Source organism: Yoonia sp. JB2-21, assembly GCF_055693545.1.
Window position 1 is genome coordinate 47953 of sequence record NZ_JBVFUC010000005.1, and the last position, 26223, is coordinate 74175.

Consider the following 26223-nt stretch of genomic DNA (forward strand, 5'->3'; position numbering starts at 1 on the left):
AACATGGTTCCAGAGCTTCCGCTCCTTGAGAGCGGCAAAGGCGACCCTGAGTGGCATCGATACCATCCGAACCGTCAAATGCAACCACATCCATAACAAACAACCGGGCGTGCGGGGCAAGGCTAGCTCTGCCCTCAGGCTTTTCAAAAAAATGTATGACCGATTTCACGCACCCATAATAACAAACCCCACGACAATTAATGCAAAAGTCCCGGATCATTTCGGCAGAACAGTCCGCCAAGACAGAAAACGATCTATGCAATACAGCTTGTGTGCATTTTATCTTTATCGTTCACAATAAAATGCTTGACGATGCGCCCAACATACTTACTTATCGTTCGTTAGAAAAGTCAAGGAAGCATCCAGTGCACTTCAACAGGCCGACCCCCGAGGACCCGTATTCCGTCAAACCCCTCCAAAAACTCGCCGGTTGTGGTTTGACTCCTGGCAGAGCCGGTGAGGGATATTTCTGGCAGGTGATCATGGTGTATGGCGGCAAACATTGCCATATCTGGGCGCGCTGTAAGCGCTCGGCAAATGAGATCTTGCGTATCTTGAAAGACGTTGGGATCGAGGTTTTTGCTGTCTTCGCATGCAGCAAAGAACGGGCGCAGGTTCAGACCGCCGACGCACCCTTTACCGAAATTACCCTGTTCGTAAAGAGCGAAGAACGTGCGTTAGAGATGGATGATATAGCCAACATCCCAAGCAACTGCCTTCAATGACCAGTAGCCTGAAATTCATGCGTGGTATAACTAAAACCTTCCCCGCCAACGCCTCCTTCACCTGATCGCTTACCCTGAGTGTCCACACCTGTAGCCACGGAGTTTATACTATGACGACGCTTTTTGACCCAATTGCCATCGGTCCGCGCAAGGCCCGCAACCGGATCTTCATGTCCCCGATGAGCCGCTATCGCACGCCACCGGGCGGGCGCGTACTGCCCATGACTGTTGAGTATTACGGCCAGCGGGCAGAGGCGGGGTTGATCGTGGCAGAGGCTACTCAGGTGAACAACTGGTCCGGGCACATAGGCTGCCCCGGACTGTACACGGCTGACCAAGCCGCCGCATGGCGCAAGGTTACGGACGCCGTGCATGACAAAGGCGGGCTGATCTTTGCCCAGCTTTGGCATGCGGGTCGTGCGGCCCACGGCAGCCACATGCCTGACGGGCGGCAGGTGTCTGGTCCATCCGCCATTGCCAGCACAACACCAGTGATGACGATTACCGGTTTCGAGGCCCCGCCAACACCTCGCGCTTTAACGCTAGACGAAATTGCCGAGTTGCGAGCCGACTACAAGGCGGCGGCACAGCATGCAATGGATGCAGGCTTTGATGGTGTCGAGATCCATGCTGCAGGTGGGTATCTGGTGGATACTTTTCTGCAAGAGGTATCCAACCAACGGGACGACGCCTATGGCGGATCAATCGAAAACCGGTTCAGGTTCCTACGCGAGTTGGTTGAGGATATGAACGGCATCTGGGGTTGGAACCGTGTGGCAGTCAAACTGTCCCCTACAAGCACCTACAATGATGTGGGTACAGGTGATGTGGCGGGCACATTTGCCCATGTGATCGCGCAGCTTGATACCTACGGCTTAGCCTTTCTTGAGGTCAGCGAAGAATCCCCCATGGGACCATCAACCGCAGCAGAGGCGGCGGTCATCAACGAATTACGTCGAAACTGGACAGGCCTCTATGTCGCCAACGGCAACTACGACAAAGCCAAGGGCAACGCGGCCTTAGATGCTGGACGCGCCGACGCGATCACCTTCGGTCGACTATTCATCGCCAACCCCGATCTTCCCGACCGCTTTGCCAAAGACGCAACCTTGGCCGAGGGCGACATGGCGGCGTTCTATGGCGGCGATGCCCGCGGCTACACCGATTATCCTAAGCTTTGATGCCCGAAATGGTCAATCCAAGCATCTGGTAGATTGGATTTCGGATAGATTAATCTGGTTCGAATGTCCGGATTTTGCACATGGATTCGCAGGGCGTAAGGCGGTTCTGTCGCAATTATTGTTATTGAGAAAAGACGGTTATCATGAAGATATAGTTATCCAGCGGGTGCGGTAAATTGCTTGAATAGTGAGGCTCCTGTTTGATCGAGCTGGCCTTGCTGTCACTTAGCAGTTAATTGTAAGATTGCGGCGTTTTTCGATGGTTTGAGCTGTTAATTTGAGACTAGGAATGTGCCCGTCCGTTGAACCCGACCTGTTGAAGGATCGCGAGGTCTGTTACGCTGCTTGTGCAGCGTAACGCCAGGGGAGTATCTCGTCGAAGCGTGTGATCTTGTGGTCGGCGATTTGGGCGAGGACCCATGTGAGCGGCGTTGTTGCATGGATTACGCCTCCACTGATATCACAGCAGTCTGTTCCTTTCAGGAAGCTATAAATGCCGTACAAGTTCAACGCTGATCGTCGTGACAAGATCCCGAAGCAAAAGCACCGGGTGACCAACTGGTCTACGTATAACGAAGGCCTGCGACAGCGCGGTGATCTGACGGTTTGGGTCAGCGAAGACGCGCTTGATCTGTGGTCGGCGCCACGCCGAACAACGCGAGGCGGGCAGTCACGCCACTCTGATTTGGCGATTGAAACTTGCCTAACGCTGAGGATGGTTTTCCACCAACCGCTGCGGCAGACCCAAGGTTTGATGCGCAGTATCGCGGGTTTGTTGGGGGTCGAGATCGCGGTGCCGGATTTCTCGACGCTCTCGCGCCAGGGCAACGGTTTGGCTTTGTCTGAAAGGCAAAAATCAGGCAGCCGCGCTCCGATCCATCTGGTGATGGACACCACTGGCCTAGAGATCTTCGGCGAGGTCGAGTGGCTTGAGCAAAAGCATAAAACCAAGCACAAACGGCGATCTTGGCGCAAGCTGCACCTCGGTCTTGATCTTGTCATTGGCGAGATCGTCTGCGCGGATCTAACCATGGATGATGTTGGTGACCCAACCGCGTTGCCAGATCTGTTGGATCAAATCGACGGCCAAGTTGATCAGTTTATGGCAGACGGGGCCTATGATGGCGAACCGACCTATGCGCTGCTTGCAGCCAGGTTCGGACCTCCGATCGCGGTCGCGATCCCCCCTCCCAGAAATGCCATCCAGAGTTCCAATGCGGCCGAAAATCCGACGGCACGGGACTGTCATATCGCTGAGATCGCAGTCCGCGGGCGGATGGCCTGGCAGAAAACCACTGGTTACAATCAACGCAGCCGGGGCGAAACCCTCATGGGTCGCTGGAAGGCTGTTAACGGCCCGAAATTAAAAGCGCGCGCCTTCGAAAATCAAAGAACAGAAGCCAAGATTGGCGTCCGCGTTCTCAACCGGATGACCGAACTGGGACGCCCACTTTTCGAACGCACCGCCTGAATTCTATCTCGGGCAGGGCGCGTTACGAGCTCCGGTTTATCCATGCAACAACGCCCAGAATAATCCTCCATCAACACCGCTTGTGACCGCTGCTTCGACAGCATGGCCAGCGTCAGGAACAAATAGCACGTATTGTTCTGGCTGAAGCAATGTTTCGTATCCGCGATGTGCACTTTCTTTCGATATTGGCGTCGGGTAGCCGGCTGGAGTGTTTTCATTTTGAGATATCGCTATCTCGAGCACAGGAAAACCGTCGCTTCCGGTAAAGGCAGCGCACAACACTATCTCCCCGTTAGCTGACGCATTGGGTTCTACCGAAACGCGCCAATCCATGAAGGTCCAGTATTGAAGGCTCAGCACACGCAGACGTGGCTGTTGTCAGAGTTAGAAATACTGCGAGTTTTGGCATGAATTTTGGTCCATATTTGATTGAGCCGTGCAGTAGCTGGCACCTTGATTTTTTGCATACAGCAAGTTTGCCGAAAAAGCTGCCGTTCATCTTGTGAATAGAAGATGGAACTATGGGCTCGCTGTTAGGTGTCGCCGCCCAGAGCGCGAACGACAGCCGCTGATCAGCCAATGCGTGCTCTTCGCAGGACCAGCTGCGATTTCAGTGGCTTGGCCAAAGGATCATATGGCCGGTGTTGGTCGGCCTGCCGCACCGACATTGCCGCATCAGCATTAGGCGGCTCTGAACCCACTTTGCAAAATACTGCATCGAGCGTGAATGACCGGAATGGAACAGCATCTTTTCAGCTGACTGTTGTTCACCGACGCTTGCCACAGTTCTTGTTAGAAACAGAAGTTTGTTGCACTGCGACTCTCAGGAAAGTGATCGATTTTGCGCCCAATTTATCATCTGGTCCAATATTGACACCAATGACGTTCCATCCTCTGACAGCGCGTAAACGACTTTAACCGGGACCTGAGCAATGACCTGACGCGTGATCAATCCGTCGTCTGCCAATTCGCGCAGAGCGCGGGTCAGCATGCGGTCGGAAACTTTGGGTATGATTCGCTTTAACTCGGAAAAGCGCTTCGAGCCGTCTAAGAGGTTGAACAACACGTAGGGCTTCCATTTGCCCCCGATCAGCGCAACCGTGCTCTCGACCGGACACCGCGTCGAAAGGGGGTAGGGATCTTAAAGTTCACGTCTTTCGCCATGCGCTATCATTCATGTTTGTAACGATCATATGTGCATGTAGAGCGTTTGCGCATCGGTTGCTATGAACTTGTGAAATGGAAAACGTTTTTGCGCAAAGGCTTGGCACCAAATGAACTCAAAAGTGAAGTTAATCTATGCTTATGACCCTCTATGTGGCTGGTGTTATGGACTAATCCCAGCCCTTCGCCACTTTGTCGCGCGGTATCCTGAAGTCCAGGTCGAGGTTTTGCCTGGAGGTCTTTTTATCGGGACCCCACCCAGACCCTATGCCTCGTTGATTCCACATATCCGTCAGGCAGAGGTTCATTTGGAGCAGGTGACAGGTCGCAAGCCAAGCGAGGCATTCCACAGATTCATTGCCCAAAAGAAGACTGTAGATGCGTCGTCTGAAAGACCCGGACAGGCCGTCCTACAAGTGAATAAGCTGTCTGCCGACCATGCGCTTGAGTTTGCGCACAGGTTGCAAGAAGTGCATTACGAGGAGGGTGCGGATCTCAATGAGCCAGAGGTATATGACGACATTACAGAGCAACTTGGATTGCCGAAACTGGATACTCAGAAGATTGTGAATGCAACCTTGAAAGACCCCATGATAGCGAAGGCTTATGCCCGCTGTAACAGCCTACAGCCACGAGGGTATCCCACCGTGTTTGTGGCGTCACCTGAGGACAAGGTTCTTGGCTCTATCCCGTCGACATATGAACCAGATGCATTCCTCAACGAGTTTCGAAGACTAGCGACCGAATGAATATGTGAACTAAACGACCTACCGGCTTGCGCCGGTGGGATTTGCGATGTGCTGTTCGAGGTACTGAAGTACGATGTCCTCTGTGATGGCACCGTTGGTTGTTGAAAAATACCCACGGCCCCAAAAGCGCCGACCCCAATAACGCTTCTTGAGCGCTGGGAATTCGCGTTGCACCTTGTGGGATGACCTCCCCTTCATCAGCCGCACCAAGTCGCTGATGGCCAGTTTAGGCGGCACCGACACGAACATGTGGACATGATCAGATGACAGCACGCCACGGATGATGTCGACGCCCTTTTCGCGGAAGACCTGTCGGCAGATGTCGCGGACACGCAACCGAATGTCTGCCTGCAGCACCTTGTAACGGTACTTTGTCGACCAGACGATGTGGTAGCGGTGATAGAAAACGCAGTGGCTGCCAGTATCGTAATGCATGTTGTTACCTTCTGAAAAATGAGCCTTCGACCCGGCTGCGGCTCATTTTTCAGAAGGTAACAACATATGATCTTTGATTCACGCTAAAGCGGGACCGACTGGAAGTCGGTGGGTTTGCTCCAGTGAGTGGATACTAAATGGATGCAGTCGTAGGTCCCAACACGGCCAGCGGCAGCTCCGTCCCGCGACTTGATCTTTGCCGTCTCAATCCTCGCCGCGCTGTTCATCAATGACCGGTTTTCCCGCCGCCGCGCAGCGTCATGAACCGAGCAGATGCAGCGATTTTCCTACTGCGCGCGCGCAGCATGATTCGAAGACTTCCGGTTTATCCATGCTACAACGCCCAACAAATGCGTCTTGTGATCCTGCCGCAGGCCTTTGGATACGTCCGCGCACCAACCGTGCGGTTTCTGGTTCAATTGATCAAGGCGACGGCCGTAACCTCGATCATCGGATTTGAAGAACTGGTGCGTGTGTCAAACGCGATCAACAACGCAACATTCGCGCCGTTGAAGGTTTATGGTTTTGTCGCACTGATCTTCTTTGCATTGTGCTTCCCTCTGACGTGGTATGCGCGCGTTCTGGAAAAGCGGGCAGAAGCAGCCAAGTAACGGCAAGCGATGCAATTCGTGCGCGCTGGGTTTGTTATCACCTTCCTTGCGCCATCTGAGTTCATGCATCGCGCGGTGAAAGGTCAGTTTGAGGTGCGGCACGGTTGACCAGTTTGAACGGCTGCTTTGGTAAAAAATGCTGCACTGACATACAGTCATCGCCGCGGTTGCGAGCAATAGCTGCGATTGCACAAGTCCGTTTTGTCCTGTGTGGATGGCGTCTGCTTTGCAAGGAAAAAATGCTCTGATTGCGCGGTGGGTCAGTACAGGCCTGTGTCCGGCCTTTGATCGCGGCGTCGATGTTTGCCGCTGGCCTTGATGGGTTCCGCAAACCTGTTCCCAATCGGCGGCGCGAACCTGTGAGTTCAGGACAAAGCACGGGATTTCAGCTTTTCGGATGACCGCACGTACCATCATGGCATTCGACTTGCAATTCTGGTGTCTTCGCCTCCGTTTATGCTGCTTGGCGGTAGGACGTGCCTTTGGTAAGGATCGCCCAGATGACACGCGCGGCTTTGTTCGCCATCGCAATCGTTGCGAGGCGGACAGGCTTTCGTTCAAGAAGTTGCATGATCCAGGGATGCACGCGTTCTCGGTACCCGCGAGCACGCTGCACTTGAGAGGTCATGCCGTGTCCGTCATCAGGGTTTTTGGGACCAAGAGCGGCCTAACTTAAGAGAGAGTTTGGCTCATCTGGTTAGTTTGATCATGCGGCGCGCTGGCGGTGATGCAAGCGTCGCGCTTCGAGTGTCTTTCGTTTGATCCTTTCCCTTTGTTTTAGAATGACTTTGTCGCGTCCAAAGTAGACGTCAGCGGGTGTGACGTTGTTGATGCTCTCGTGGTAACGTTGGTGATTATAGTGATCGACGAATGCTTCGATTTGGGCTTCGAGGTCACCGGGCGGGAAATAGTTTTCCAGCAAAATGCGGTTCTTCAAAGTTTGATGCCAGCGCTCGATCTTGCCTTGGGTTTGCGGATGATACGGCGCGCCACGAGAATGCTTCATGCCTTTGTCTTGCAACCATTCTGCCAGATCCCCTGAGACATAACTGGATCCGTTGTCGCTGAGCAGACGAGGCTTGTGAACGACATGAACTTGATCACAGCCAGATGCCTTCAACGCCAAACCTGCTGGATCGGGACTTCACAGCCAATGTGCCTAACCAGAAATGGGCGGGCGATATCAGCTATGTTTGGACCCGGGAGGGTTGGCTGTATCTAGCTGTGATCCTGGACCTGCATTCTCGGCGTGTGATTGGTTGGGAGGTGAGCAACCGCATGAAGCGTGATCTGGCGATCCGAGCGTTGAACATGGCCATTGCATTCCATGCGCCACCAAGAGGCTGCGCTCATCACCCAGATCGGGGTAGCCAATATTGTTCTCACGACTATCAGAAGATCCTGCGCCAACATGGCTTCAAGGTGTCCATGAGCGGCAAGGGTAATTGTTACGATAACGCTGCCATAGAACCGTTCTTCAAAACCATCTAGGCTGAACTGATCTGGCGGCATCCTTGGGAGACGCGGAGGAAGGCTGACATGGCCATCTTCAAGTACATCAACGGCTTCTACAATCCGCGTCGTCGCCACTCAGCATTGGGCTGGAAAAGCCCCGTCGCATTCGAAAGAAAAGTGGCTTAAACGAGCACTTGGGGCGGCACTAAAGCGTGACAGGTCCAGCGCTGTGTAAACAAAGAAGGGGTCTAGAAAACTAGTGACTATGCAAATCGGCCATCCGAACAGTAACACTGCTCGGTCTAAATTTTCATGTTCAACTCAGCAAGGTGATAGCCCAAACTTTGCTTTATGTCGTTAATAGCAAATTGTTGAATGCAAGAAGACTCACTCCAGAGCTTTCAACAAACTCGGCAACCTGGCCCCCTGCAACATCATGTGATCGCGCATCAGAGTGTTAGCGAGGGTCCCGTTTTTGGCAAAGATGGCATCACGAATGTCACGATGTTCTGTGAGCGATTTTTCCAAACGCCCAACAACTTCATAAGGCATCAGACGGTATACATTGATCCGCGACTGAATCTGATCCAATTGATCGACAAGCCACGCATTGCCGCTGGCCCTGTGAATGGCTTCGTGGAACGCGAGGTTGGCTTGGGCGTAGGCCGGAATGTCTTCGGCTTCGGTGGCGGTGCGTCTTCCCCGGCATCGCAACGTGGTTGCCAGAAGCGGTCATGGGCCCGGCACTTTAACCCCCTCATTCAAAGGAAATTCACATGTCCTACACATCCCACTACCGCCGCGTTGGCCTGATCGTTCCCAGTTCCAACGTGACCATGGAAACCGAAATCCCCGCACTTCTGAAAGCGCGCGAAACGATCTTGCCAGATCGCTTTACCTTCCACTCCTCCCGGATGCGGATGAAAAGCGTTGTGAAAGAAGAGCTAGAGGCGATGGACGCAGACAGCGTACGCTGCGCGACCGAGCTGTCGGATGCCGCGGTTGAGGTACAAGCCTATGCCTGCCTTGTTGCAATCATGTCGATGGGGCTGGGATATCACCACGAATCCTACAGAAAGCTGAACCAAGCGACAGTCGACAACGGCTGCCCGACGCCTGTCTTGAACTCTGCTGGCGCCCTGATTGATGGGCTCAAGGATATGGGCGTGAAGAAAGTCTCGATCATCTGCCCTTACATGAAACCACTCACGAAACTGGTTGTCGACTACATCGAAAACGAAGGGATCGAAGTGCAGGATTTCCTCGCCCTTGAAATCCCTGACAATCTGGAGGTCGCCTCCCAAGACCCAACGGCCCCGGCAGAGCTGTGGCGTAAGCTGGATCTGCGCGGCGTCGATGCCATCGTCGCGTCAGCCTGCGTGCAGATGCCGTCACTGCCGTCGATTGAAATGATCGAACGGGCATCTGGCTTGCCGACACTCTCAGCGGCAGTTGCGACAACACGTCAAATCTTGCGCAGTTTGAATCTGACAGAGGTCGCCCCCGGTGGCGGTGCGCTGCTTGCCGGTGGTGTGCCGAGAGCATTGCCAAAAGTGGCCTGACAAACAGGGGTGGCGCGTTTATCAACGCGTCACCTCAACACCCAAGGACCTACCGTGGACAGCAAAGTTTCGATCTACCCCATCACACAGGCGACCACGGCCACGTTCACCGAACTCTACTTTCGCCTGACATTCTTCTTTTTCATCAGGCGCGGCAGCAAATATGTGCTGACCCCGTCGCAGGGCGAGATGTTGGGCGAAGAAGGCGATCTGATGATCTTCCCGCCTGGCTCAATGGTGACGATGGAAAACCGCCCCGTGATGGAAGGCGACTACCGCGCGCTTGGCGTCAGTTACTCACACGATCTGATCAATGCGGTGTTCTCAGATGTGCCAAAGTCGGACGCCGCACATGGCGTGCAGATCGTCCGCGCGGCTGAACACAATCCATCCGACATTCTGGGTCTGATCCAAGACACATTGGACAACGATGCCTTGCCGGTTTTGTGGTTACGCGAACAGGGCTTTCAATTGCCAACCCACGTCGAAGACGACCCGATCAGCCAAGTGCGCAGCCTGATCGAGACGGACCTGAGCCATTCTTGGATGGCGGAAGAGGTCGCCGAGCATTTTGCCATGAGCGCGGCGACGATGCGCCGTTGGCTGTCCAAAAGCGGGCAAGGCTTTGCCAAGATCCTGCTGCACACACGGTTAGAACACGGGCTCAGCCTGTTGCAAACGACCGATGCCCAAGTCTCGCAAATCGCACTCGATTGCGGGTTCAAAACACCGTCGCATTTTTCCGACGCATTCCGCAAAAGGTTCGGAATTAAGCCAAAAGACATTCGTTTGGCGGCAGATTGATCGAAATCCGATAATTCTTGATTGGGAGCCGGAAGCGGCACCGCGTTGTGATGGCTAAGTTAGTTTCATCAACAACAAACAATCCCAGAAAGGATTATCCCAATGACACGTAACGTTTTCCTCGCCGCCGCACTGGCAACAACACTGGCCGCCCCGGCGATTGCCGATGGTTTCACTTTGACCAGCCCAGACATTGCCGAAGGTCAGCAGCTGAGTTCAGATTTCGTCTTCCAAGGCTTCGGCTGCGAAGGCGGTAATGTCGCCCCAACACTGGAATGGTCCGGCGCACCTGAAGGCACCGAAAGCTTCGCCGTCACCGTCTATGACCCGGACGCACCGACAGGTTCAGGCTGGTGGCACTGGTTCGCCTTCAACATCCCAGCGGATGTGACATCGCTGCCCGGTGGTGGCGACGTGAGCGGCGTCCAATTGACCAATGACTACGGCGCGGAAGGCTTCGGCGGCGCATGTCCTCCTCCCGGTGAAGTTCACCGCTACCAATTCACCGTCCACGCTTTGGGCACCACGCTTGAGATCGACAATTCGGTCAGCAACGCGCTTGCTGGTTTTATGGTGAACGCGAACAGCTTGGCCTCTTCAACCATCACCGCCGTTTACAACCGCTAAAACAACGCGCCTCGGCACTCTGTCGAGGCGCTACCCCCAACATTCGCAATAGGACTAATCCCATGGACATCACTCTCAAAGCTTGGACGCATGGCGCGCCGATCCCAGAAAAATTCGCATTCGGCAAAATCCCGACAGAGGGCCGTTTCGCCACCTCTGAAAACATCAACCCCGAGATCAGCTGGTCAAACGTGCCCGAAGGGACAAAGTCCTTTGCGGTGATCATGCACGACCCGGACGTGCCATCGTCGGGCGAAGATGTGAACCAAGAGGGCAAAACGGTTCCTGCCGATCTGCCGCGTGTCGATTTCTATCACTGGGTTTTGGTCAATATCCCGGCCACCTCACGCGAGATCGCCGAAGGCGCGGACAGCCTTGGCGTGACGCCAGGCGGCAAAACCGCTGGCCAGCGATCTTACGGGAAAACGGGCATCAACAGCTACACAGACTGGTTTGCTGGCGACGCGGATATGGGTGGTTATGACGGCCCTTGCCCACCATGGAATGACAGCATCATCCACCACTATCACTTCACCGTTTATGCTCTGGATGTTGAAACGCTCGATCTAGACGGTGCCTTCACCGGAGCCGCCGCTTTGGCCGCAATCAAAGGCCATGTGCTGGCGGAGGCCTCCCATATAGGCACCTATTCCATGAACCGCGATTTGCGCGAGCAAGCAGCGTAACACAAACACTTCGGTCTGCACCAACACCTCGGTCTGCGCCAAAACTACAAGGCGCAGACCGGCAACATTAGAAAGACGCCCATGTTCTATGAACCGCGCAATGGCCACGGTCTGCCACACAACCCCTTTAACGCGCTCATCACACCGCGCCCCATCGGTTGGATTTCGACGCGCGGGGCTGACGGGTCCGAGAACCTCGCACCTTATTCGTTCTTCAACGGGGTGTCTTATGCGCCGCCCCAAGTCATGTTCGCTTCCACCGCCAGCAAAGCAGATCGCACCCGCGGCAAGGACTCGGTTGGCAACATCATCGATACAGGCGTGTTCTGCGTGAACGTCGTTGGGTTTGAGATGCGTGACGTCATGAACGCAACTTCGGCCCCCGCACCGCGCGACGTGGATGAGTTCGATCTTGCCGGGCTCGCCCGCGAAGACTGCGCCACAATCGCATGTTCGCGCGTGGCGGCGGCCCCGGCCAGCATGGAGTGCAAGTTGGTCAAAGTCGTTGATCTGCCGGGCGAGGCAAACATCGTGGTCTTTGGCGAAGTAACTGGCATCCATTTGCAGGATGAATACCTGATCGACGGCATTTTCGATGTGACCAAATTCCAGCCGTTGGCTCGTCTAGGCTACCGTGACTACGCCCGTGTGACCGAGCTGTTCAGTCTCAAAAGGCCGCACGCCTGATCTGGAGTTATCCTACAAGAAGCGCCATAAGTTTACCCTAAGAGGTTTCAGGGACCATTTCGTTCCTGCCCGAAAAGTTCTGCATGGAAAGAGCGCGTTGAGAACAGTTGTTGTCCTTCTACTGCTTCAGTCTCTTGGGGCCTTTCTGTCGGTGCTGTTTACCCTTGAAGACCCTCTATCAACGCGATCCTGTATGACAGGTATCTTCGGAATGTTTGCAAATCTGGCGATGGCGACGGGCTTCCTGTTATGGGCATTTCGCGCTGCCTATTCCGGTTGGACACAAAACTGGCCGGACAGAGTTTGGTTAGGTCTTATCGGTGCCGCCGCCTTGAGCGGTGGGCTGGGCTTAGTCCACTTTGTCGCCTTTGTCCGGTGTTCAGTTTGATGAGTTCCAAAGAGTGCCAACGCAGCTTCAGCCTAATCCGCCACCGCCTGCAGCACTTGGGCATCTATTCTTGATGCCAATGTCTTTCCATCCAAAACAGACATATCCGCGGAGACAACTTTTGTGTCTTCAATCCCAAGAAACCCAAGAACGTGTTTTAGATATGGCGTCACAAAATCCATGTTCCCACCCACTTCGGTTTCGCCTGTGGCCACACATAGGTACGCTGACTTCCCCGTAGCTAATCCAACGTAGGTGAGTTCCGGGTCAGGACGGAATGTCAGACCTGGTCGGGCGATTTGATCGATCCAAGCCTTCAGCGGTGCAGGGATACCGAAGTTGTACATGGATACCGTGATGACCAAGATATCGGCATCTAACACCTCCTGGGCCAGCTTGTCGGACGTCTTAAGAGTTTCGTTCTGGGTATCTGAGCGTTCAGAAGGTGCAGAAAAGCTGGCACCAACCCATTCCTCCGTTAAATACTCAGCCTCGTCAGTCGCTTCGCGGCAAATAATACTGGCATCAGGATGCCGCGCTTCAAGCTGTTCGATCAATCGCTTACCAGCAAGACGAGATGCAGATTCAGTCGTTCTGACGCTTGAATTGACGTTAAGAATAGCGGTCATTTTTCATTCCTTTTGTTCCGCGCACGCGAAAAGAAGCACGACGGCGGGTGGAAAAAGCTTCGGGAAATTTACGATTTGTCAGACGTCAAGTGGCCAAATGGGACTCGAGAAACCAGACATTCTGGTCCAGCATTCGCGACATCCCCGTCAACAAATCTGATGTCACGGCATCGCCGGCAGTCGCTGTTTCATCAATTGCTGTCCGAACCGAATTGCTGAGCATTGCAAACCGATCTGCAAGGCCGGCAACATGGTCAGGACCGATCTCGTAATCGATCACATATGCGGGCAACCCAGTTGTCCTGGCGACTGTTTGAACGCGCCCGTCCGGAACGCCCCCAAGGGTCGCCAATCGTTCTGCGACACCGTCGATTTCGTCGTCGAGTGGGCCGACGAAGTTATCGAATAGCTCGTGCAATTGCTGAAAATGCGAACCTCGCACGATCCAATGTGCTTGCTTTGTTGCTAGACGCAGGTCAAGCGCATCAGCAATTACTTGCTGCAATAAGTCGATGGATGTCTTTCGCGCGTTATCGGCCAACGCGATACGTGTCGGTCTCATATTCTTGTTTCCTTTGTTGGGACCGCAAAAAGTCGGCGGCTTGGCTTTAGTGAGTTTGCTTCTCGATAAACTCGATGCGGTAACCGTCTGGATCTTCAATGAAGGCGATGACTTCCCTCAGCCCGGTCTCTTCCGGCGCAAATGTCATTGGTCCTGCCGCACGGGTCACCTTGACGCCCAGTGCGATCAAGTGCTGTTCCATCGCATAGATGTCGTCAACTTCCAGCGCGATGTGACCATAGGCGTTCCCAAGGTCGTAGGTGGCGTCAGCCCAATTGTAGGTCAATTCGATCACCGCGTCTTTGTCGGCATCGCCATAGCCGATAAAAACGAGGGTGAATTTACCGTCCGGAAACGTCTCTCTGCGCAGTTCCCGCATACCAAGGGCGTCATGGTAAAACTTAAGGGATCGTTCCAGATCAGTGACCCGAAGCATCGTGTAAAGAATTCTGTTTGGCACAGGGTTTTTCGGCATCGAAGTCGTCCTTTTTGTATTTGAGAGAATGCGGAACGCTACGCGCCCTGAGCGACAGGGCGGTTCGGGTCTTGTTTCCATTCGGCAAATGATCCGTCGAACAGCGTCCCCTTTTCGCCAATCTTGGCCAAAGCAAGAAGAACAACTGTTGCGGCGTATCCCGACCCGCAAGAGGCGACGAGAGGTTTGGTGTTCCATTCCGGTGCCAAACGATCCAAAGTTTTACGGATTTCAACGTCATCAAGAAACTCGCCCGACTCCGGGCTCAGGACTGCGTTAAACGGAACGTTCAACGCGCCCGGAATATGACCTGTCCGCGGGTCATCCTCGTTGCCGGCGAAATTTGCGGCACCGCGGGCATCGATGATACAGGTCTCTACCTGTGCCGCCAAAAACACATCCAAGTCGATCTTTAGGCCTGGATGCAGCACGGGCTCATAGGTGCCTGTACTCGGCATTTTGGCGTCAGACGAAGCATGAAACCCTTTCGCCACCCAATTCGACCATCCACCATCAAGAACCCGCACATTGGTGAAACCCCAATGCCGCATGGCCAGCCAAATGCGGCCCGCGTGCATGTGCGAAGACGCATCATAAAGCACGACCAGATCGCCCTTGTTGATACCAAGTGCCGCAAATGACGCGCGCGCTTCTGCCTCATCCGCGATGGGTGCCAAACCGGGCACCACGTTTTGCGCGATGAAATGACGGGTCCAATCTAGAAAGACGGCTCCGGGGATGTGACCCGCATCATAGTCGTCGGGCAAGGCCCGCGCAGGCGATGCCCAAGTGCCGCGCACATCGAAAACCTTTACGTTTGGTGCATCAATTATTTCGTTTAGTTCGCCCGCAGTTATCAAGGGTCCTTGCGTCATTGTGCAGCCCCCGCGATGTTATCTGCCAGATAGTCTTGCCAAACTGTGTCTCGGGCAAAATCATATCCAGCAACGTCGCTCCAGATGTTTTCCAACTGATCAAGTTCGGCAGCTTGGGTGCCCGGCGCATGAATAGCCCGATGCGCTGCGACAAGGGCAGAGGCACGCGCATTCGCCCAGCAATGGACAAGAACCTTACGATCCCCCACACGGTCCATCGCCTTCAGAAAGGTCTGAAATTCCTCCGCCTTGGGGTCGCGCCAGTTGACCGGCACATGGATGTATTCGACGCCTTGAGCCGCCAGTATTTCCCCTTCTTCAGGGTTATAGATTCCTTCAGATGCTGGGACGAGGTTGATCACAACTTCGATGCCATCATCCGCAGCCTCGGCCAATTGTGTGGCACTGGGCTGGCCCGACGTCAGGACCGTTGGTTCAAATTGATAGAAATTGCGGGTCTCACTGATGTCAGCGAATGCGGGTGTCATCGTCAGTGTCGCCAAGATGAGTGCGGTGCCTGTGATCTTGCGGAATGTCATGTCTGAATCTCCTATCGAATTGAGCGTTGCGCCTTACTTGTTGACCGTGGTGTAGGTCTTGGAAACGATCTTCCAGCCGACGTTCAACCGCAGCAGGGTGAGCAAATCGAAGAACTGGAACGTCGGCAGATCAATGGTGACCTTGACCAGTGCCATGTCGTTGTTGATCTCAACATGCGTAATCTCGCTGTTGTTTGGGGGAAGCGTTCCACTGTCAGCCAAAGCCTCCAACGCGCTGCGTGGCGTCAGCACGAGGTTACCGTCCGAATCCGCTGAGTTCAGATTGACGCTTGAATAAAAGGCCTTGGCGACACGGGCTCCGCTGCCATCGCGGATGCCTTCAATATAGTCCGTAACGGTTGCAATAATTTGGTCTTCGTCGGTCATGCTCTTTTCCTTTCAGTTATTCGTTGCTTGACCGACATATAGGGGGCACGTTACGTTTAATAAAATGAAATGATGTGAACGATGTCATGCACAAAAACGAACGTAACTTTACCGATGGCAACCTGTTGAAGACATTTGTCGAGATTGCAGATTGCAAAAACCTGACCCTCGCCGCATCGCGGTTGAACCGAAGCCAATCCGCGATCAGCGTGCAATTGCGCAAACTGGAAGAAGAGTTGGGCGCATCGCTGTTCCTACGTGATGGGAAAGGCATGTCCCTATCGTCAAGCGGGGAAAAGCTGTTGCCCGCCGCAAGGCGTAGTTTGGCCGAACTGGCGGGGATCAAGTCACTCTTTGCCGAACCTCTGAACGGCCGAATACGGGTCGGTATTCCAGAGGATTTCGACGAAGGCGTCTTGGAAAAAGCCCTGTCTGAGTTTCGATTTTCCAACCCCGGGGTTGAAGTGTCAGCGACGTCGGGTTGCACTGCGCCTTATGCGGACGCAGTCCGCAATGGTGAACTGGATATGGCGGTGTGTTCCGCTGTTACCAAAACAGTCGGTGATGTCTTTCGCGAGCAACAGGCGGTTTGGGCTGCGAGCGAAAGCCTAATCCTGCGACCAAGCGATCCTGTCCCACTGGCTATTATTGACCATGGATGTTGGCTCGCGGAATTGCCAAAAGTCTCTTTGGACAAAATCGGCCGAAGCCATAACGTTGCTTTCGCATGCAAAGGCATCCTCAGCCAAAAATCCGCGATCCGATCTGGTTTCGCAGTGGGCGTCATCTATGAAAGCTCACTTGAACAAGGCATGAAAGTGCTGGGCCCGCGAGATAACTTCCCACCTTTGCCGAAATTCAAACGTTCGATTTTCATCGGAGACCACGCCCCACCCGATCTCGCAAATGCAATGGCCGATGCGATCAGACATGCAGTTTAGCAGGTATCTTTAACCGAACCGATTGAATTTTCAGGCAAAAAGATCAGCCCTCGAGAAACAGGCATATCGGCGTGGTCGTTACTCTGGTCAAGCCAGCCTTGCTGTATAACTCTCTCGACCTCATGAGTATTAAACTCCTTTGAGATTGACCGTATTCGATTTGTTACCTAACTAGCCCGGAAAGATGGATTTGTCCTGTGCACCCTTTCAGATTTGCTGATCCTTGGGATTCAATGTACGTCTACCCGGCGATGGAAACAAGTTATGCGAATGGTGGTCAACTGTCTGCCTCCAACGCGGAGGTTTGGAACAGTATTCCAACTATGATGAAGGGCGTTCAGTGGATGTTCTCATCTGGCGCTCCCTTGCTGATCAACCCGAAACCGTCCTGGCACAAGTACTCCTGGATAGCGGAATTTGTGGCGGCAATTCCGGGCTATGAGGCGAACACGCTTCAAACGGTGAAATGGGCCAAAGCAGCACGCCAGCAATTATTGAATATGGCTAGAACGGAAGACATAGATTTTGACCAGAAAAACACTGGGATCCTTCATTTCTACGAGACGAAAAAGCAGTTTGAGGTCGCAGCAAAGGTGACTGCTTTGCTTGGTAAAGGGGGGCTGGAACGCCGACCAGTGACAAGTGATGAGATCAGTTTGATCGAACCTACTCTAAAGGGAAACATTTATGGCGGTTTCTATACAGACAGCGACTTTACTGGCGATATTCATAAGTTCACCAGCGCGTTGTCGAAGGCCTGTATCAAACGCGGGGTGGCCGTGCGATGGTCAACCTCCGTGGAGAAATTGCGTCCGGATAACGGTAAGATCACGGTTTTTAGCGGGGTCGCAGACAAACACAGCCTTTTGGTAAATGATATGCATCGCGAGGTTTTTGATCAGGTGGTCATTTGCGCGGACGTCCAGTCGCGAAGATTTGCACACATGATGGGTGACCGCCTGAATGTCTACCCAGTAAAGGGGTACTCGATCACGGTAAATTTGGAGGACGATGCGAACCAAGCTGCGGCTCCGATGACCAGTCTTTTAGATGACAACGCAAAACTCGTCACAAGCCGCTTAGGAAAAGGACGTTTCCGTGTTGCGGGCACGGCAGAGTTTAATGGATTCAGCAAGGACATCGTCTGGAAACGCATCGATCCGATGTTGAAATGGTGTCGACGCCATTTTCCTGACATGAGTACGGAGAACTTTGTTTCTTGGGCCGGGTTCGCGGAAGAATTTGACCGACTGATCTCCGAACTCGGTGAATATCTAAATGCCGCAGGATCAGAGCTCAACTGGATGGCCGGGGCGATGCTCGACATCGTCGGAGTCTTGATGCTTTCAATCCTAGGCGGGCTCGCGGCCTTCATCCTAGTCGCCTCGCGCCTGATGATCGCACTGCTGATCGGTATCGCGCCCGTGATGATCTTTCTTACACTCTTTGATGTCACCAAGGACTACTTTGCCCGATGGCTATCAGCCTTAGTGTCCTTCGCCATTTACCCGATTGTTGTCGCGGGCGTTTTTGCGACAATCACGGGGGTGTCCTCAGCGCTCATCGGCGAACTCGGCGATCCTGAGGGAGCAACAAACATAGGTGCGCTCATCCCCTTTTTCATGATGGTCCTGATGGCGAAGGGCTTCATCATCGCGACGCCATTTATCGTTCGAGCAATCTCTGGGAACATCATGATGCCTGCCCTATCCGGGGGACTGGCTGGCAGCTATGGCTTCGCCCGTGCTGCCATGGGAAGCCAGCAGGCCTACAATCGCTTCCTTGTCGGTGGAGCAAGTGGGGCAGAATACGCCGCTCTTCGTGCAAGGCAATTCTTCGGGGCACAACAGATGCCTCAGCGACCGGGCATGGCGCAAGTCTCGCCCGCTGCGAATAATCCATCCACAGGAACGGGGTCGCGAATGTTGGCGCAGTTGGCAAGGTTAGGCGGACTAGGGAGGCGATGGAGATGAATGATCCAACTACATCATGGATCAAGTTTGAAGACCGCGCACCGACCCACGAGGAACTCCAATCCGATAGAGTGGTTGGCTATTTCAGGATCGAGAGCCTCTCTGGCGAAGTGACAACGGATCATTTTGGCAAGCTGTTTTGGATCGAAGAAGAACAAACTTGGGCGATTGAAATATTCAGCAATGCATTGCGCCTAACAACGCCAGGCCAATTCAACTACGAACCTGTCAAGCCGAGCCATTGGTGTTTGGTGCCAGCTCTACCAGATCATCCAGTTATTAACGGTTTCCCTGAAATTTAAGGCTTTTCCTCAGTAGGCCAGGCACACCAAAAGAGGTCATTCATTCTCAAGTGAACAATGAAAACTCTGCGGGACTTTCCGGACTTGTGCGGTTGCGGCTCTTGCTGACGCAGAATTTACTCGCTTATGCAGCGGCATACATTTTGCAGCGCAGCGGATTTCACGGGAGCGGCCATTGAGGGAGGCAAATCCGGGGTGCGAAAGCAAATCAAAGTCTTCGCTCCGTAACAGTCATTTGAGTGCCCTCAACAATTTTTCGCGCGTGATCGGTTTTTCGATAAACCGTGTCATGTTTGGCACCTTAGGTGCACCCGATGACTTACCTGACATAATGAGCGTCTGCGTCCTTGGCGCGATCTCTTGACACGCCTTGACTAAAGCAATCCCATCAATCTTGTCGCCAAGATCAAGATCACTGAGCAATATATCAAACGTTTTTGATTTCAAAAGCGAAAGGGCAGCTTCACCCGTTGACCTTGCCATCACTTTGAAGCCTTGACGCTCAAGCAGGCGTTTCACAGACCGACGGGTCTTCGGATCATCCTCGACCAGCAATGACAGCCTTTGGTTTTGCGATGTTTGCTCAACCTTCTGTTCATCAGCTAATGGCAGCAGAATTTCGATCTGAGTGCCCTGTCCCAAAGCACTTTCGATGTTCATCTGCCCACCGGTTTGACGAATGAACCCATAGACAATGGACAATCCAAGTCCTGTCCCGCCTTCGCTGCTGCGTGTTGTGAAAAATGGCTCAATTGCGCGGGCAAGGACGTCATCCGACATTCCTGTGCCGTTATCATTGATCAAGATTCGCGCTTGCGTGTGATCGAATGCTTCCAAGGTGACCTGAATTTTCCCATCATCCGCGACTGCAATGTTCGCATTCAGCAGCAGGTTGAACAAAGCGGATTCCATCTGTCCGGGATCGACCAAAACATGAAGCGGTTCAACAGGAAGTGACACTGCCAAGGTGACACCGGGCTTGAGGCTGATTTCCACAAGATCCGTCATACCTTCGATCAGGGCATTTAGGTCAATGCGTTCAGGTGTCAGGCTTTGCTTGCGCGCGAAGGCCAGCAAGCGGTCCGTCAGGGACGCCCCGAAATCAACGGCGTTGCTGATGGCATCTATGCTTTTGGACGCCTCTGGTTCTTCTTGTGTCTTTAACAAATGCGCATGGGTGCGGATAGTTGATAGGATGTTTGCGAAATCATGCGCGGTATCCCCGGCGACTTTGCCAAGGGTTTCGATCCGTTCGATCTGTTGCAGCCGGTCAGACATTTTGCGCCTTTCCGTAACGTCTGCCACAAGCCAGACTCGCCCGTTGTCGGGCAGTTTGCTGGCCCGGATTTCAAGCACCTGTCCTTCGGCGGAAACCAGTTCGCAGAACCCGCGATGATCGGGTTGCAGATCGTTCATGAATGCAGATTCCGCGAAACGACTTCCACGAAGCCAACCGACAAGGCTGTCTTGGTTGGACAGATCCTCTGGGATATTTACGATCTTTGCGAAGGCAGGGTTACAGGCCGTGATGCGCCCTGTTGGGTCTGCGATTGCGATACCGTCAGAGATATTGGTGAAGACTTTTTCAAAAAGTGCATTGCGTTGGTCGAGTTGCCTGTTGGACCGGTCGAGCCTGAGCGCATTGGCCCGAAAGCTCCTGAAAGATCGAAAAAGATCCCCGATCTCGTCCTTTCCACCCATGCGCCGCGGCAAAACGCTTGCCCTGTCACCGTTCGCCAGCCGCACCATGGCTGCCGACACCCGCGAGATATTGAACGTAACATAGCGCGACACATAGAGCGCGGCCGTCAGTGCCAACCCAAGGCTGACTGCACTGATCGCGGTGACCGAGACGCGCGTGACCTGAATGGTGCGCGAGGATGCGTCCCGTTCTCTCGCCAGAAAAATCTCGGCTTGATCGGCGTAGTTGCTGGCCAGATTATTCACCCGGTTGGCGTCAAATCTGATCCTGAACAGGGCGTTTTGCGCGGCAAGGTTGCTGGACAGCTCTTGTCTGCGCAGCTCGAAGATTCCTTCCTTTCCCCAGACACTGCTTTCAAGGCTTGCCAGATAGGTCCGCTGTGCACCGTTCAGTGCGGCACCAGAGATCGCATTTCTTTGCCCCAAATAGTGGCGCTGTTCTTCGCCGACACCGATCAGATTTCCCGCATATGCGGCGTTCAAAGCATCCGCGTTCATGCTTTGCAAAGACCACCAGATCAGCCGCGTGGCATCGTCCCCTTCGGGGGCTGCAATCGCCTCGGCTGCAACCGTGCGTAGCCGACCCAATGTTGCGGTGCGCGCGCGCAGGTCGGCTTGGACGCTGTCAAGCGTGCCGGATACGGCCACAAGATCGTTGACCGCTGCGGCCATGCTGTCGAGGATGACTGTGACCGGCTCATCTTCCGAGCTTTGCCCAAAGCGTGTTTGCGGCCAATCGCTGCGCACCCGGTCCAGCACGTCCAGAAGTTTCGCGCCTTCCTGTTCGATCAGGAAGTTGGACCGTTGGTTCAACAGATAGGGTGCTGATGTCGCCAGATCGGATGATCGTTTGGACAGGTCCAGCGCTTGGGCGACCTGACTAAGCGTTTCCTGATGCAGGTCCTGAAGGCGCGCATCGACCCGTTGCAGCGCAAGCCATGTCACCGCACTTGCCGCCAGTACGGCCAGCGACAACAGCGTCAGCGCGGCCCAAAGGCGGCTGCGGACGGTGCGCAGGCCGAAAACGCTCAAAGGTTTGCGCCTGATGTGTCTGTCACAAAGACATAGCCTTGTCCGCGTCTGGTTTGCAGGTGGACGGGTTTGGAGGGGTTTTCTTCGATCTTGCGGCGCAGGCGCAGGATCAACACATCAATTGTGCGATCATTATAGCGTGTCAGATCGCTGCCGATTTCTGAGAGCAGATCAACACGGGTGATCACCTCATTTGGTCGGTTCAGGAAGAAATCCAGCAACCGGTATTCCGCATTGGTCAGCGAAATCTCATCCCCGTTTTCGTCGCTGAGGATTTTGTTGTCCCGGTCAATGCGCAGCTTGCCAAGTGTGATGAGCTGGCCATGTGTACTGGTCGCAGATGGAAGGGGCACGCCCTTGCCGTATCTGCGCAAGACGGCGCGAATGCGGGCGATCAGCTCGCGCGGATTGAAGGGTTTGAGCATGTAGTCATCGGCCCCAACCTCTAGCCCGACGATCTTGTCTGTTTCGTCCCCGCGCCCGGTCAGCATGACGATGGGCAAGTCTTCGGTGCGTCTGATTTCCATCGCCAGTTCAAGGCCGCTTTCGCCCTGAAGCTGCAAATCTATGATCACCAGATCAAGCTTGACGGACTTGCGCACAACCGCGAAGTCGGCGCTGCTTTCCATTGGGACAGGTTCGAATTGGTTTTCGCTCAGCAAGGCGATCAAGGCGTCGCGCATACCCGCTTCATCATCAACGATTCCGATTTTTGCGGGTTTCATGCGCAGGCTTCCTGTTGGTCTTAAAGCAATCTAGACCCTAACCGCAGGCCCGTCTCAGGCTTTTTCGTTTCAAATATTACAAATCATCTGCGGTTTGTAATTTCATTAACCCGAAAGCCGACGTCCTGTAGCATTGTTAATCCATGGATTGTGCAGGTTTCCTTCGTTGCCAGCTACGCTTACCGGGCTGGTTAGATCGCTGATCGTACTGGCGTCACATTTTCCTGGGAGGAACACATGAAGAAATTTGGATTGGTCTCATCGACTGCATTGGTAATGGCGGCCGCAACCGCTGCGTCAGCGGATGAGCTGAGCATCGTCTGCAGTGCAGAGCAGGATTGGTGCGACCTGATGGTTGCCGCATTCGAAGCCGAGCATCCTGAAATCGAAGCACTGATGGTACGCAAATCAACGGGTGAAACTTTGGCGCAAATCCGCGCCGAGGCTGGCAACCCAAAGATTGACGTTTGGTGGGGCGGTACAGGCGACCCGCACTTGATCGCTGCCGAAGAAGGTCTCACGCAGGCTTCTGGTGTCGACACAAGCGATCTGCTTGGCTGGGCACAGAATATGTCCGAGATTTCAGACGGTAAGGCCATTGGCATCTACGCTGGTGCGCTTGGTATTGCTTACAACTCTGAAATCCTAGCGGAAAAGAATATCGCGCCGCCTGCTTGTTGGGCCGATCTGGAAGATCCGCGCTTTGAAGGCGAGATCCAGGTCGCAAACCCGAGCAGCTCAGGCACGGCTTACACCGAGTTGGCGACATTCGTGCAGCTCTTTGGTGAAGACGAAGCGATGGTCAAGCTGGCCGCTATCGGTCAGAATGTGAACACTTACACAAAATCCGGGTCTGCACCTTCTAGAGCTGCGGCACGCGGTGAAACAGGTGTGTCCATCGGCTTTATGCACGACATGGTCAAACTGGCCGCAAGTGGTTTCCCACTTGAAGTCGTCGCACCATGTGAAGGCACTGGCTACGAAGTGGGTGCGGTGTCCGTTATTGAGGGCGCACGCAACCTTGAAGGCGCGAAAGCATGGGTTGAATTCGCATTGCGGGCTGATGTTCAGTCGCGCGGTCCAGAAGTTGGCGCATTTCAGGTTCCGTCAAACTCAAATGCTTCAGTCGCGCCAGAGTCCCCGGACCTCGCATCGATCAAGCTGATTGATTATGACTTCGCTACTTACGGCTCAAGCGACACACGTAGTCGCCTGCTGGCCCGTTGGGACGCCGAAGTCGGCGATCCGAACCCTCAACAGTAATCTCCCTGTCGATTGGTCTGCCCTCCTTTCGGGCCAACTGACACCCAGATGTCCCGCTTTGGCGGGGCATCACCTTATTCACGCGGATAGACACATGAAAAAGACAGTCCTGATTTGGCTGGCTCTTGGGCTTGCTAGTTTTGTTTTGCTGCCTTGGCATATGACCGACGACGGTCTGTTTGACCAAAGATGGATCACTGATGGCATTGCTGCGACAGGCTTGTTCAGTACCTTTGCCGGTCAGTGGTGGTTGGCCCCGGCTGGTTTGGCGCTTGCGGTGGCTTTAATCCTACAGTTCATCATTGCAGAGCCGGTGAAATGCGCGCGGCTGACCTTGGGCACGACCCTCGCTGGTCTGTTCTTTATCGCCCTTCAAGGGCTTATCATCGTCCGCGCGGGACCGCGCATTTTTGAAGGCTTCTTGACAGACGGCGTCATGATGGCCGGGCAAGCGGGCATGGGCGCTGGCGCAGGTATTTGCGCCGTTGCCTTGCTGTTTGCCGCGACGATATCGCTGTCGCAATCGGGCAAGGGGCAAGGTGATGCCTTCGTGGTCAGCACCATCGGCCTGATCATCGCACTTGTCGGTATTTTCGTCTTTTTCCCGGTGGTCCACATCTTGACCCGCGCCTTTGAGGTCGAGGGTGGTTATTCGCTGACCCAGTTCTTTCCGCGCTTCTTCAGTAGCGAGATCTGGGGGCTTGGTTGTCTGATTGGTCCGAAGTCCTGCGGTGTGGCGATCAATTCGCTTTTCCTCGGGATCATGACAGGTCTGGGAACAACGATCCTTGGCCTGACATTCGCGCTGATTTTCACCCGCACAGACTTTCGTGCCAAGAAATTCCTGCGCGTTCTCACCGTGCTGCCGATCATCACACCACCATTTGTCATTGGTTTGGCCCTGATCCTGCTATTTGGTCGCGCCGGCACCGTGACAGAATTCTTCGCAGACCTTTTTGGCTGGGAACAAACCCGCTGGGTCTATGGCTTTTGGGGTGTCTATTTCGCACAGCTCTTGTCCTTCACCCCTATCGCCTTTCTGGTCCTGATCGGTGTCGTTCAAGGCGTCAGCCCGTCGATGGAGGAAGCGTCACAAACACTGGATGCAGACCGTTGGCAGACCTTCCGTTATGTGTCGCTGCCACTCATGCGCCCCGGCCTTGCGAATGCGTTCCTCCTCGGGTTCATCGAGAGCCTCGCTGACTTCGGCAACCCCTTGGTTTTGGGCAGCGGGTATGAGGTACTCTCGACCGAGATATTCTTTGCCATTGTCGGCTCTGTCGCCGATCCTGCAAAGGCTGCGATCCTTGCCATAGCGCTTTTGTCGCTGACGATGGCAGCTTTCATCGCGCAGCGCATGTGGCTGGGCAAAAAGTCCTATGCAACTATTACGGGCAAGGCCGATAGCGGACAGAATGCATCATTAAGTCCTGTGTTGAAGGGGCTGTGCTATGCCATCGCCTTGCCGTGGGCAGCGCTGACCATGATCGTCTATTCGATGATCGTCTTCGGCAGCTTCGTGAAGCTTTGGGGCTACAACCACAGCTTTACGTTTGACCACTATATCCGCGCTTTTGGCATTGATTTCGCTAATTGGCGCCTGACCGGTGTGGCGTGGGACAGCTACTTCACGACTCTGACGATCTCGTCCATCGCGGCCCCGCTGACGGCGATTGTGGGCTTGGCCACGGCCTACCTTCTGGTGCGCCAGAAATTTGTCGGCAAGGATGCGTTTGAGTTTTCTACGATGCTCAGCTTTGCCATTCCCGGCACGGTGATCGGTGTCAGTTATATCATGGCGTTTAACTTCCCTCCGATCGAGCTGACAGGTACGTCGATTATCCTGATCATCGTCTTTGTCTTCCGCAACATGCCCGTGGGCGTGCGCGGCGGGATTGCGGCCATGAGCCAGCTGGACAAGAGTTTGGACGAGGCATCCATCACCCTTGGGGCGAACAGTTTCACCACGGTGCGCCGAGTGATCCTGCCGCTGATGGGGCCTGCGATCCTGGCCGCGCTCACCTATAGCTTTGTGCGTGCGATCACGTCAGTCAGCGCGGTGATCTTTTTGGTCAGCGCAAAGCACAACATGGCCACGGCGTTCATCGTCGGCCGCGTTGAAAACGGTGAATTTGGCCTCGCCATTGCTTATTCGGCTGTGCTGATCGTCACCATGCTGGCTGCCATCCTTCTTATGCAACTTCTGGTCGGAACGCGCCGCCTGCGCCGCACCGACCGCGTCCAACAAGCCGTAAAGCCGGCGTGAGGAAATGA

General features: G+C 54.2%; 26 protein-coding genes and 3 pseudogenes. 17 read left to right on the forward strand and 12 right to left on the reverse strand.

What is annotated here, in order from left to right:
• Positions 1–10 precede the first annotated feature (10 nt).
• From ACZ1G5_RS19415 to ACZ1G5_RS19430, 4 genes and pseudogenes are all read left to right on the forward strand, one after another.
• Positions 11–145, forward strand: a pseudogene (locus ACZ1G5_RS19415) (IS6 family transposase); the annotation flags it as partial.
• Positions 146–200: 55 nt separating this feature from the next.
• Positions 201–725: a hypothetical protein gene (locus tag ACZ1G5_RS19420; protein WP_472734541.1), complete on the forward strand. Its 525-nt coding sequence runs from the start codon at positions 201–203 to the stop codon at positions 723–725.
• A gap of 110 nt (positions 726–835) precedes the next feature.
• Entirely contained in the window at positions 836–1906 is a 1071-nt protein-coding gene (locus ACZ1G5_RS19425; protein WP_472734542.1) for an alkene reductase, read from the forward strand.
• A 493-nt stretch (positions 1907–2399) separates the two neighbouring features.
• The gene (locus ACZ1G5_RS19430; RefSeq protein ID WP_472734543.1) at positions 2400–3377 is read left to right on the forward strand and encodes an IS5 family transposase; all 978 of its coding nucleotides are present in this window, start codon (positions 2400–2402) and stop codon (positions 3375–3377) included.
• Positions 3378–4200: 823 nt separating this feature from the next.
• Here the strand turns inward: ACZ1G5_RS19430 and ACZ1G5_RS19435 are convergent.
• Positions 4201–4470: a winged helix-turn-helix transcriptional regulator gene (locus ACZ1G5_RS19435; RefSeq protein ID WP_472734606.1), complete on the reverse strand. Its 270-nt coding sequence runs from the start codon at positions 4468–4470 to the stop codon at positions 4201–4203.
• Between the two features lie 193 nt (positions 4471–4663).
• Between ACZ1G5_RS19435 and ACZ1G5_RS19440 the strand changes: the two genes are divergently transcribed.
• The gene (locus ACZ1G5_RS19440) at positions 4664–5290 is read left to right on the forward strand and encodes a DsbA family protein (RefSeq protein WP_472734544.1); all 627 of its coding nucleotides are present in this window, start codon (positions 4664–4666) and stop codon (positions 5288–5290) included.
• An 18-nt stretch (positions 5291–5308) separates the two neighbouring features.
• On the opposite strand, the gene tnpA is transcribed toward ACZ1G5_RS19440, so the two are convergent.
• The gene (gene tnpA, locus ACZ1G5_RS19445; RefSeq protein ID WP_472734545.1) at positions 5309–5725 is read right to left on the reverse strand and encodes an IS200/IS605 family transposase; all 417 of its coding nucleotides are present in this window, start codon (positions 5723–5725) and stop codon (positions 5309–5311) included.
• Positions 5726–6030: 305 nt separating this feature from the next.
• Between tnpA and ACZ1G5_RS19450 the strand changes: the two genes are divergently transcribed.
• Complete coding sequence (locus ACZ1G5_RS19450; RefSeq protein ID WP_472734546.1) at positions 6031–6336, forward strand: hypothetical protein; 306 nt, start codon at positions 6031–6033, stop codon at positions 6334–6336.
• 706 nt (positions 6337–7042) lie between these two features.
• On the opposite strand, the pseudogene ACZ1G5_RS19455 reads toward ACZ1G5_RS19450, so the two are convergent.
• A pseudogene (locus ACZ1G5_RS19455) lies at positions 7043–7474 on the reverse strand (integrase core domain-containing protein); the annotation flags it as partial.
• On the opposite strand from ACZ1G5_RS19455, the pseudogene ACZ1G5_RS19460 reads away from it, so the two are divergent.
• Positions 7456–7977: pseudogene (locus tag ACZ1G5_RS19460) on the forward strand (IS3 family transposase); the annotation flags it as partial. The pseudogenes ACZ1G5_RS19455 and ACZ1G5_RS19460 sit on opposite strands and share 19 nt — an antisense overlap.
• Before the next feature lie 201 nt (positions 7978–8178).
• Here ACZ1G5_RS19460 and ACZ1G5_RS19465 read toward each other — a convergent pair.
• Positions 8179–8505 (reverse strand): GntR family transcriptional regulator, encoded by a 327-nt coding sequence (locus tag ACZ1G5_RS19465; protein ID WP_472734547.1) that lies wholly within the window; start codon positions 8503–8505, stop codon positions 8179–8181.
• Between the two features lie 62 nt (positions 8506–8567).
• On the opposite strand from ACZ1G5_RS19465, the gene ACZ1G5_RS19470 reads away from it, so the two are divergent.
• The 5 genes from ACZ1G5_RS19470 (at position 8568) to ACZ1G5_RS19490 (ending at position 12157) form a co-directional block, all read left to right on the forward strand.
• The gene (locus tag ACZ1G5_RS19470; protein ID WP_472734548.1) at positions 8568–9353 is read left to right on the forward strand and encodes a maleate cis-trans isomerase family protein; all 786 of its coding nucleotides are present in this window, start codon (positions 8568–8570) and stop codon (positions 9351–9353) included.
• Positions 9354–9407: 54 nt separating this feature from the next.
• Positions 9408–10157 carry a helix-turn-helix transcriptional regulator gene (locus tag ACZ1G5_RS19475; RefSeq protein ID WP_472734549.1) on the forward strand — a complete coding sequence of 250 codons (750 nt, stop codon included), beginning with the start codon at positions 9408–9410 and terminating at the stop codon, positions 10155–10157.
• Positions 10158–10259: 102 nt separating this feature from the next.
• The gene (locus ACZ1G5_RS19480) at positions 10260–10784 is read left to right on the forward strand and encodes a YbhB/YbcL family Raf kinase inhibitor-like protein (RefSeq protein WP_472734550.1); all 525 of its coding nucleotides are present in this window, start codon (positions 10260–10262) and stop codon (positions 10782–10784) included.
• Between the two features lie 62 nt (positions 10785–10846).
• Positions 10847–11470 (forward strand): YbhB/YbcL family Raf kinase inhibitor-like protein, encoded by a 624-nt coding sequence (locus tag ACZ1G5_RS19485; RefSeq protein ID WP_472734551.1) that lies wholly within the window; start codon positions 10847–10849, stop codon positions 11468–11470.
• Positions 11471–11551: 81 nt separating this feature from the next.
• A complete protein-coding gene (locus ACZ1G5_RS19490) occupies positions 11552–12157 on the forward strand; it encodes a flavin reductase family protein (protein ID WP_472734552.1) in 606 nt (201 codons plus the stop codon).
• A gap of 420 nt (positions 12158–12577) precedes the next feature.
• Here the strand turns inward: ACZ1G5_RS19490 and ACZ1G5_RS19495 are convergent, their stop codons facing one another.
• The 6 genes from ACZ1G5_RS19495 to ACZ1G5_RS19520 all read right to left on the reverse strand — a co-directional run bounded on the left by ACZ1G5_RS19495 (position 12578) and on the right by ACZ1G5_RS19520 (position 16012).
• Entirely contained in the window at positions 12578–13174 is a 597-nt protein-coding gene (locus tag ACZ1G5_RS19495) for an FMN-dependent NADH-azoreductase (RefSeq protein ID WP_472734553.1), read from the reverse strand.
• Positions 13175–13259: 85 nt separating this feature from the next.
• A complete protein-coding gene (dps, locus tag ACZ1G5_RS19500) occupies positions 13260–13736 on the reverse strand; it encodes a DNA starvation/stationary phase protection protein Dps (RefSeq protein WP_472734554.1) in 477 nt (158 codons plus the stop codon).
• A gap of 46 nt (positions 13737–13782) precedes the next feature.
• Complete coding sequence (gene gloA, locus ACZ1G5_RS19505; RefSeq protein ID WP_472734555.1) at positions 13783–14211, reverse strand: lactoylglutathione lyase; 429 nt, start codon at positions 14209–14211, stop codon at positions 13783–13785.
• Between the two features lie 38 nt (positions 14212–14249).
• Entirely contained in the window at positions 14250–15086 is an 837-nt protein-coding gene (locus tag ACZ1G5_RS19510; RefSeq protein ID WP_472734556.1) for a sulfurtransferase, read from the reverse strand.
• Positions 15083–15625: a protein tyrosine phosphatase family protein gene (locus ACZ1G5_RS19515; RefSeq protein ID WP_472734557.1), complete on the reverse strand. Its 543-nt coding sequence runs from the start codon at positions 15623–15625 to the stop codon at positions 15083–15085. The genes ACZ1G5_RS19510 and ACZ1G5_RS19515 overlap by 4 nt, the downstream gene beginning before the upstream one ends.
• Before the next feature lie 33 nt (positions 15626–15658).
• The gene (locus ACZ1G5_RS19520) at positions 15659–16012 is read right to left on the reverse strand and encodes a nuclear transport factor 2 family protein (protein ID WP_472734558.1); all 354 of its coding nucleotides are present in this window, start codon (positions 16010–16012) and stop codon (positions 15659–15661) included.
• 74 nt (positions 16013–16086) lie between these two features.
• Between ACZ1G5_RS19520 and ACZ1G5_RS19525 the strand changes: the two genes are divergently transcribed.
• The 3 genes from ACZ1G5_RS19525 (at position 16087) to ACZ1G5_RS19535 (ending at position 19228) form a co-directional block, all read left to right on the forward strand.
• On the forward strand, positions 16087–16953 hold the full coding sequence (locus ACZ1G5_RS19525) for a LysR family transcriptional regulator (RefSeq protein ID WP_472734559.1): 867 nt from the start codon (positions 16087–16089) through the stop codon (positions 16951–16953).
• A 251-nt stretch (positions 16954–17204) separates the two neighbouring features.
• Positions 17205–18926 carry an FAD-dependent oxidoreductase gene (locus tag ACZ1G5_RS19530; RefSeq protein WP_472734607.1) on the forward strand — a complete coding sequence of 574 codons (1722 nt, stop codon included), beginning with the start codon at positions 17205–17207 and terminating at the stop codon, positions 18924–18926.
• Positions 18923–19228 carry a hypothetical protein gene (locus ACZ1G5_RS19535; protein WP_472734560.1) on the forward strand — a complete coding sequence of 102 codons (306 nt, stop codon included), beginning with the start codon at positions 18923–18925 and terminating at the stop codon, positions 19226–19228. Before ACZ1G5_RS19530 ends, ACZ1G5_RS19535 begins: the two co-directional genes overlap by 4 nt.
• Before the next feature lie 231 nt (positions 19229–19459).
• Here the strand turns inward: ACZ1G5_RS19535 and ACZ1G5_RS19540 are convergent, their stop codons facing one another.
• Complete coding sequence (locus ACZ1G5_RS19540; protein WP_472734561.1) at positions 19460–21961, reverse strand: sensor histidine kinase; 2502 nt, start codon at positions 21959–21961, stop codon at positions 19460–19462.
• Complete coding sequence (locus tag ACZ1G5_RS19545) at positions 21958–22686, reverse strand: response regulator (protein ID WP_472734562.1); 729 nt, start codon at positions 22684–22686, stop codon at positions 21958–21960. Before ACZ1G5_RS19545 ends, ACZ1G5_RS19540 begins: the two co-directional genes overlap by 4 nt.
• Before the next feature lie 237 nt (positions 22687–22923).
• Between ACZ1G5_RS19545 and ACZ1G5_RS19550 the strand changes: the two genes are divergently transcribed.
• Both ACZ1G5_RS19550 and ACZ1G5_RS19555 read left to right on the forward strand, forming a co-directional pair.
• Complete coding sequence (locus tag ACZ1G5_RS19550; RefSeq protein WP_472734563.1) at positions 22924–23949, forward strand: ABC transporter substrate-binding protein; 1026 nt, start codon at positions 22924–22926, stop codon at positions 23947–23949.
• A 94-nt stretch (positions 23950–24043) separates the two neighbouring features.
• A complete protein-coding gene (locus ACZ1G5_RS19555; protein WP_472734564.1) occupies positions 24044–26215 on the forward strand; it encodes an ABC transporter permease in 2172 nt (723 codons plus the stop codon).
• Positions 26216–26223 lie beyond the last annotated feature (8 nt).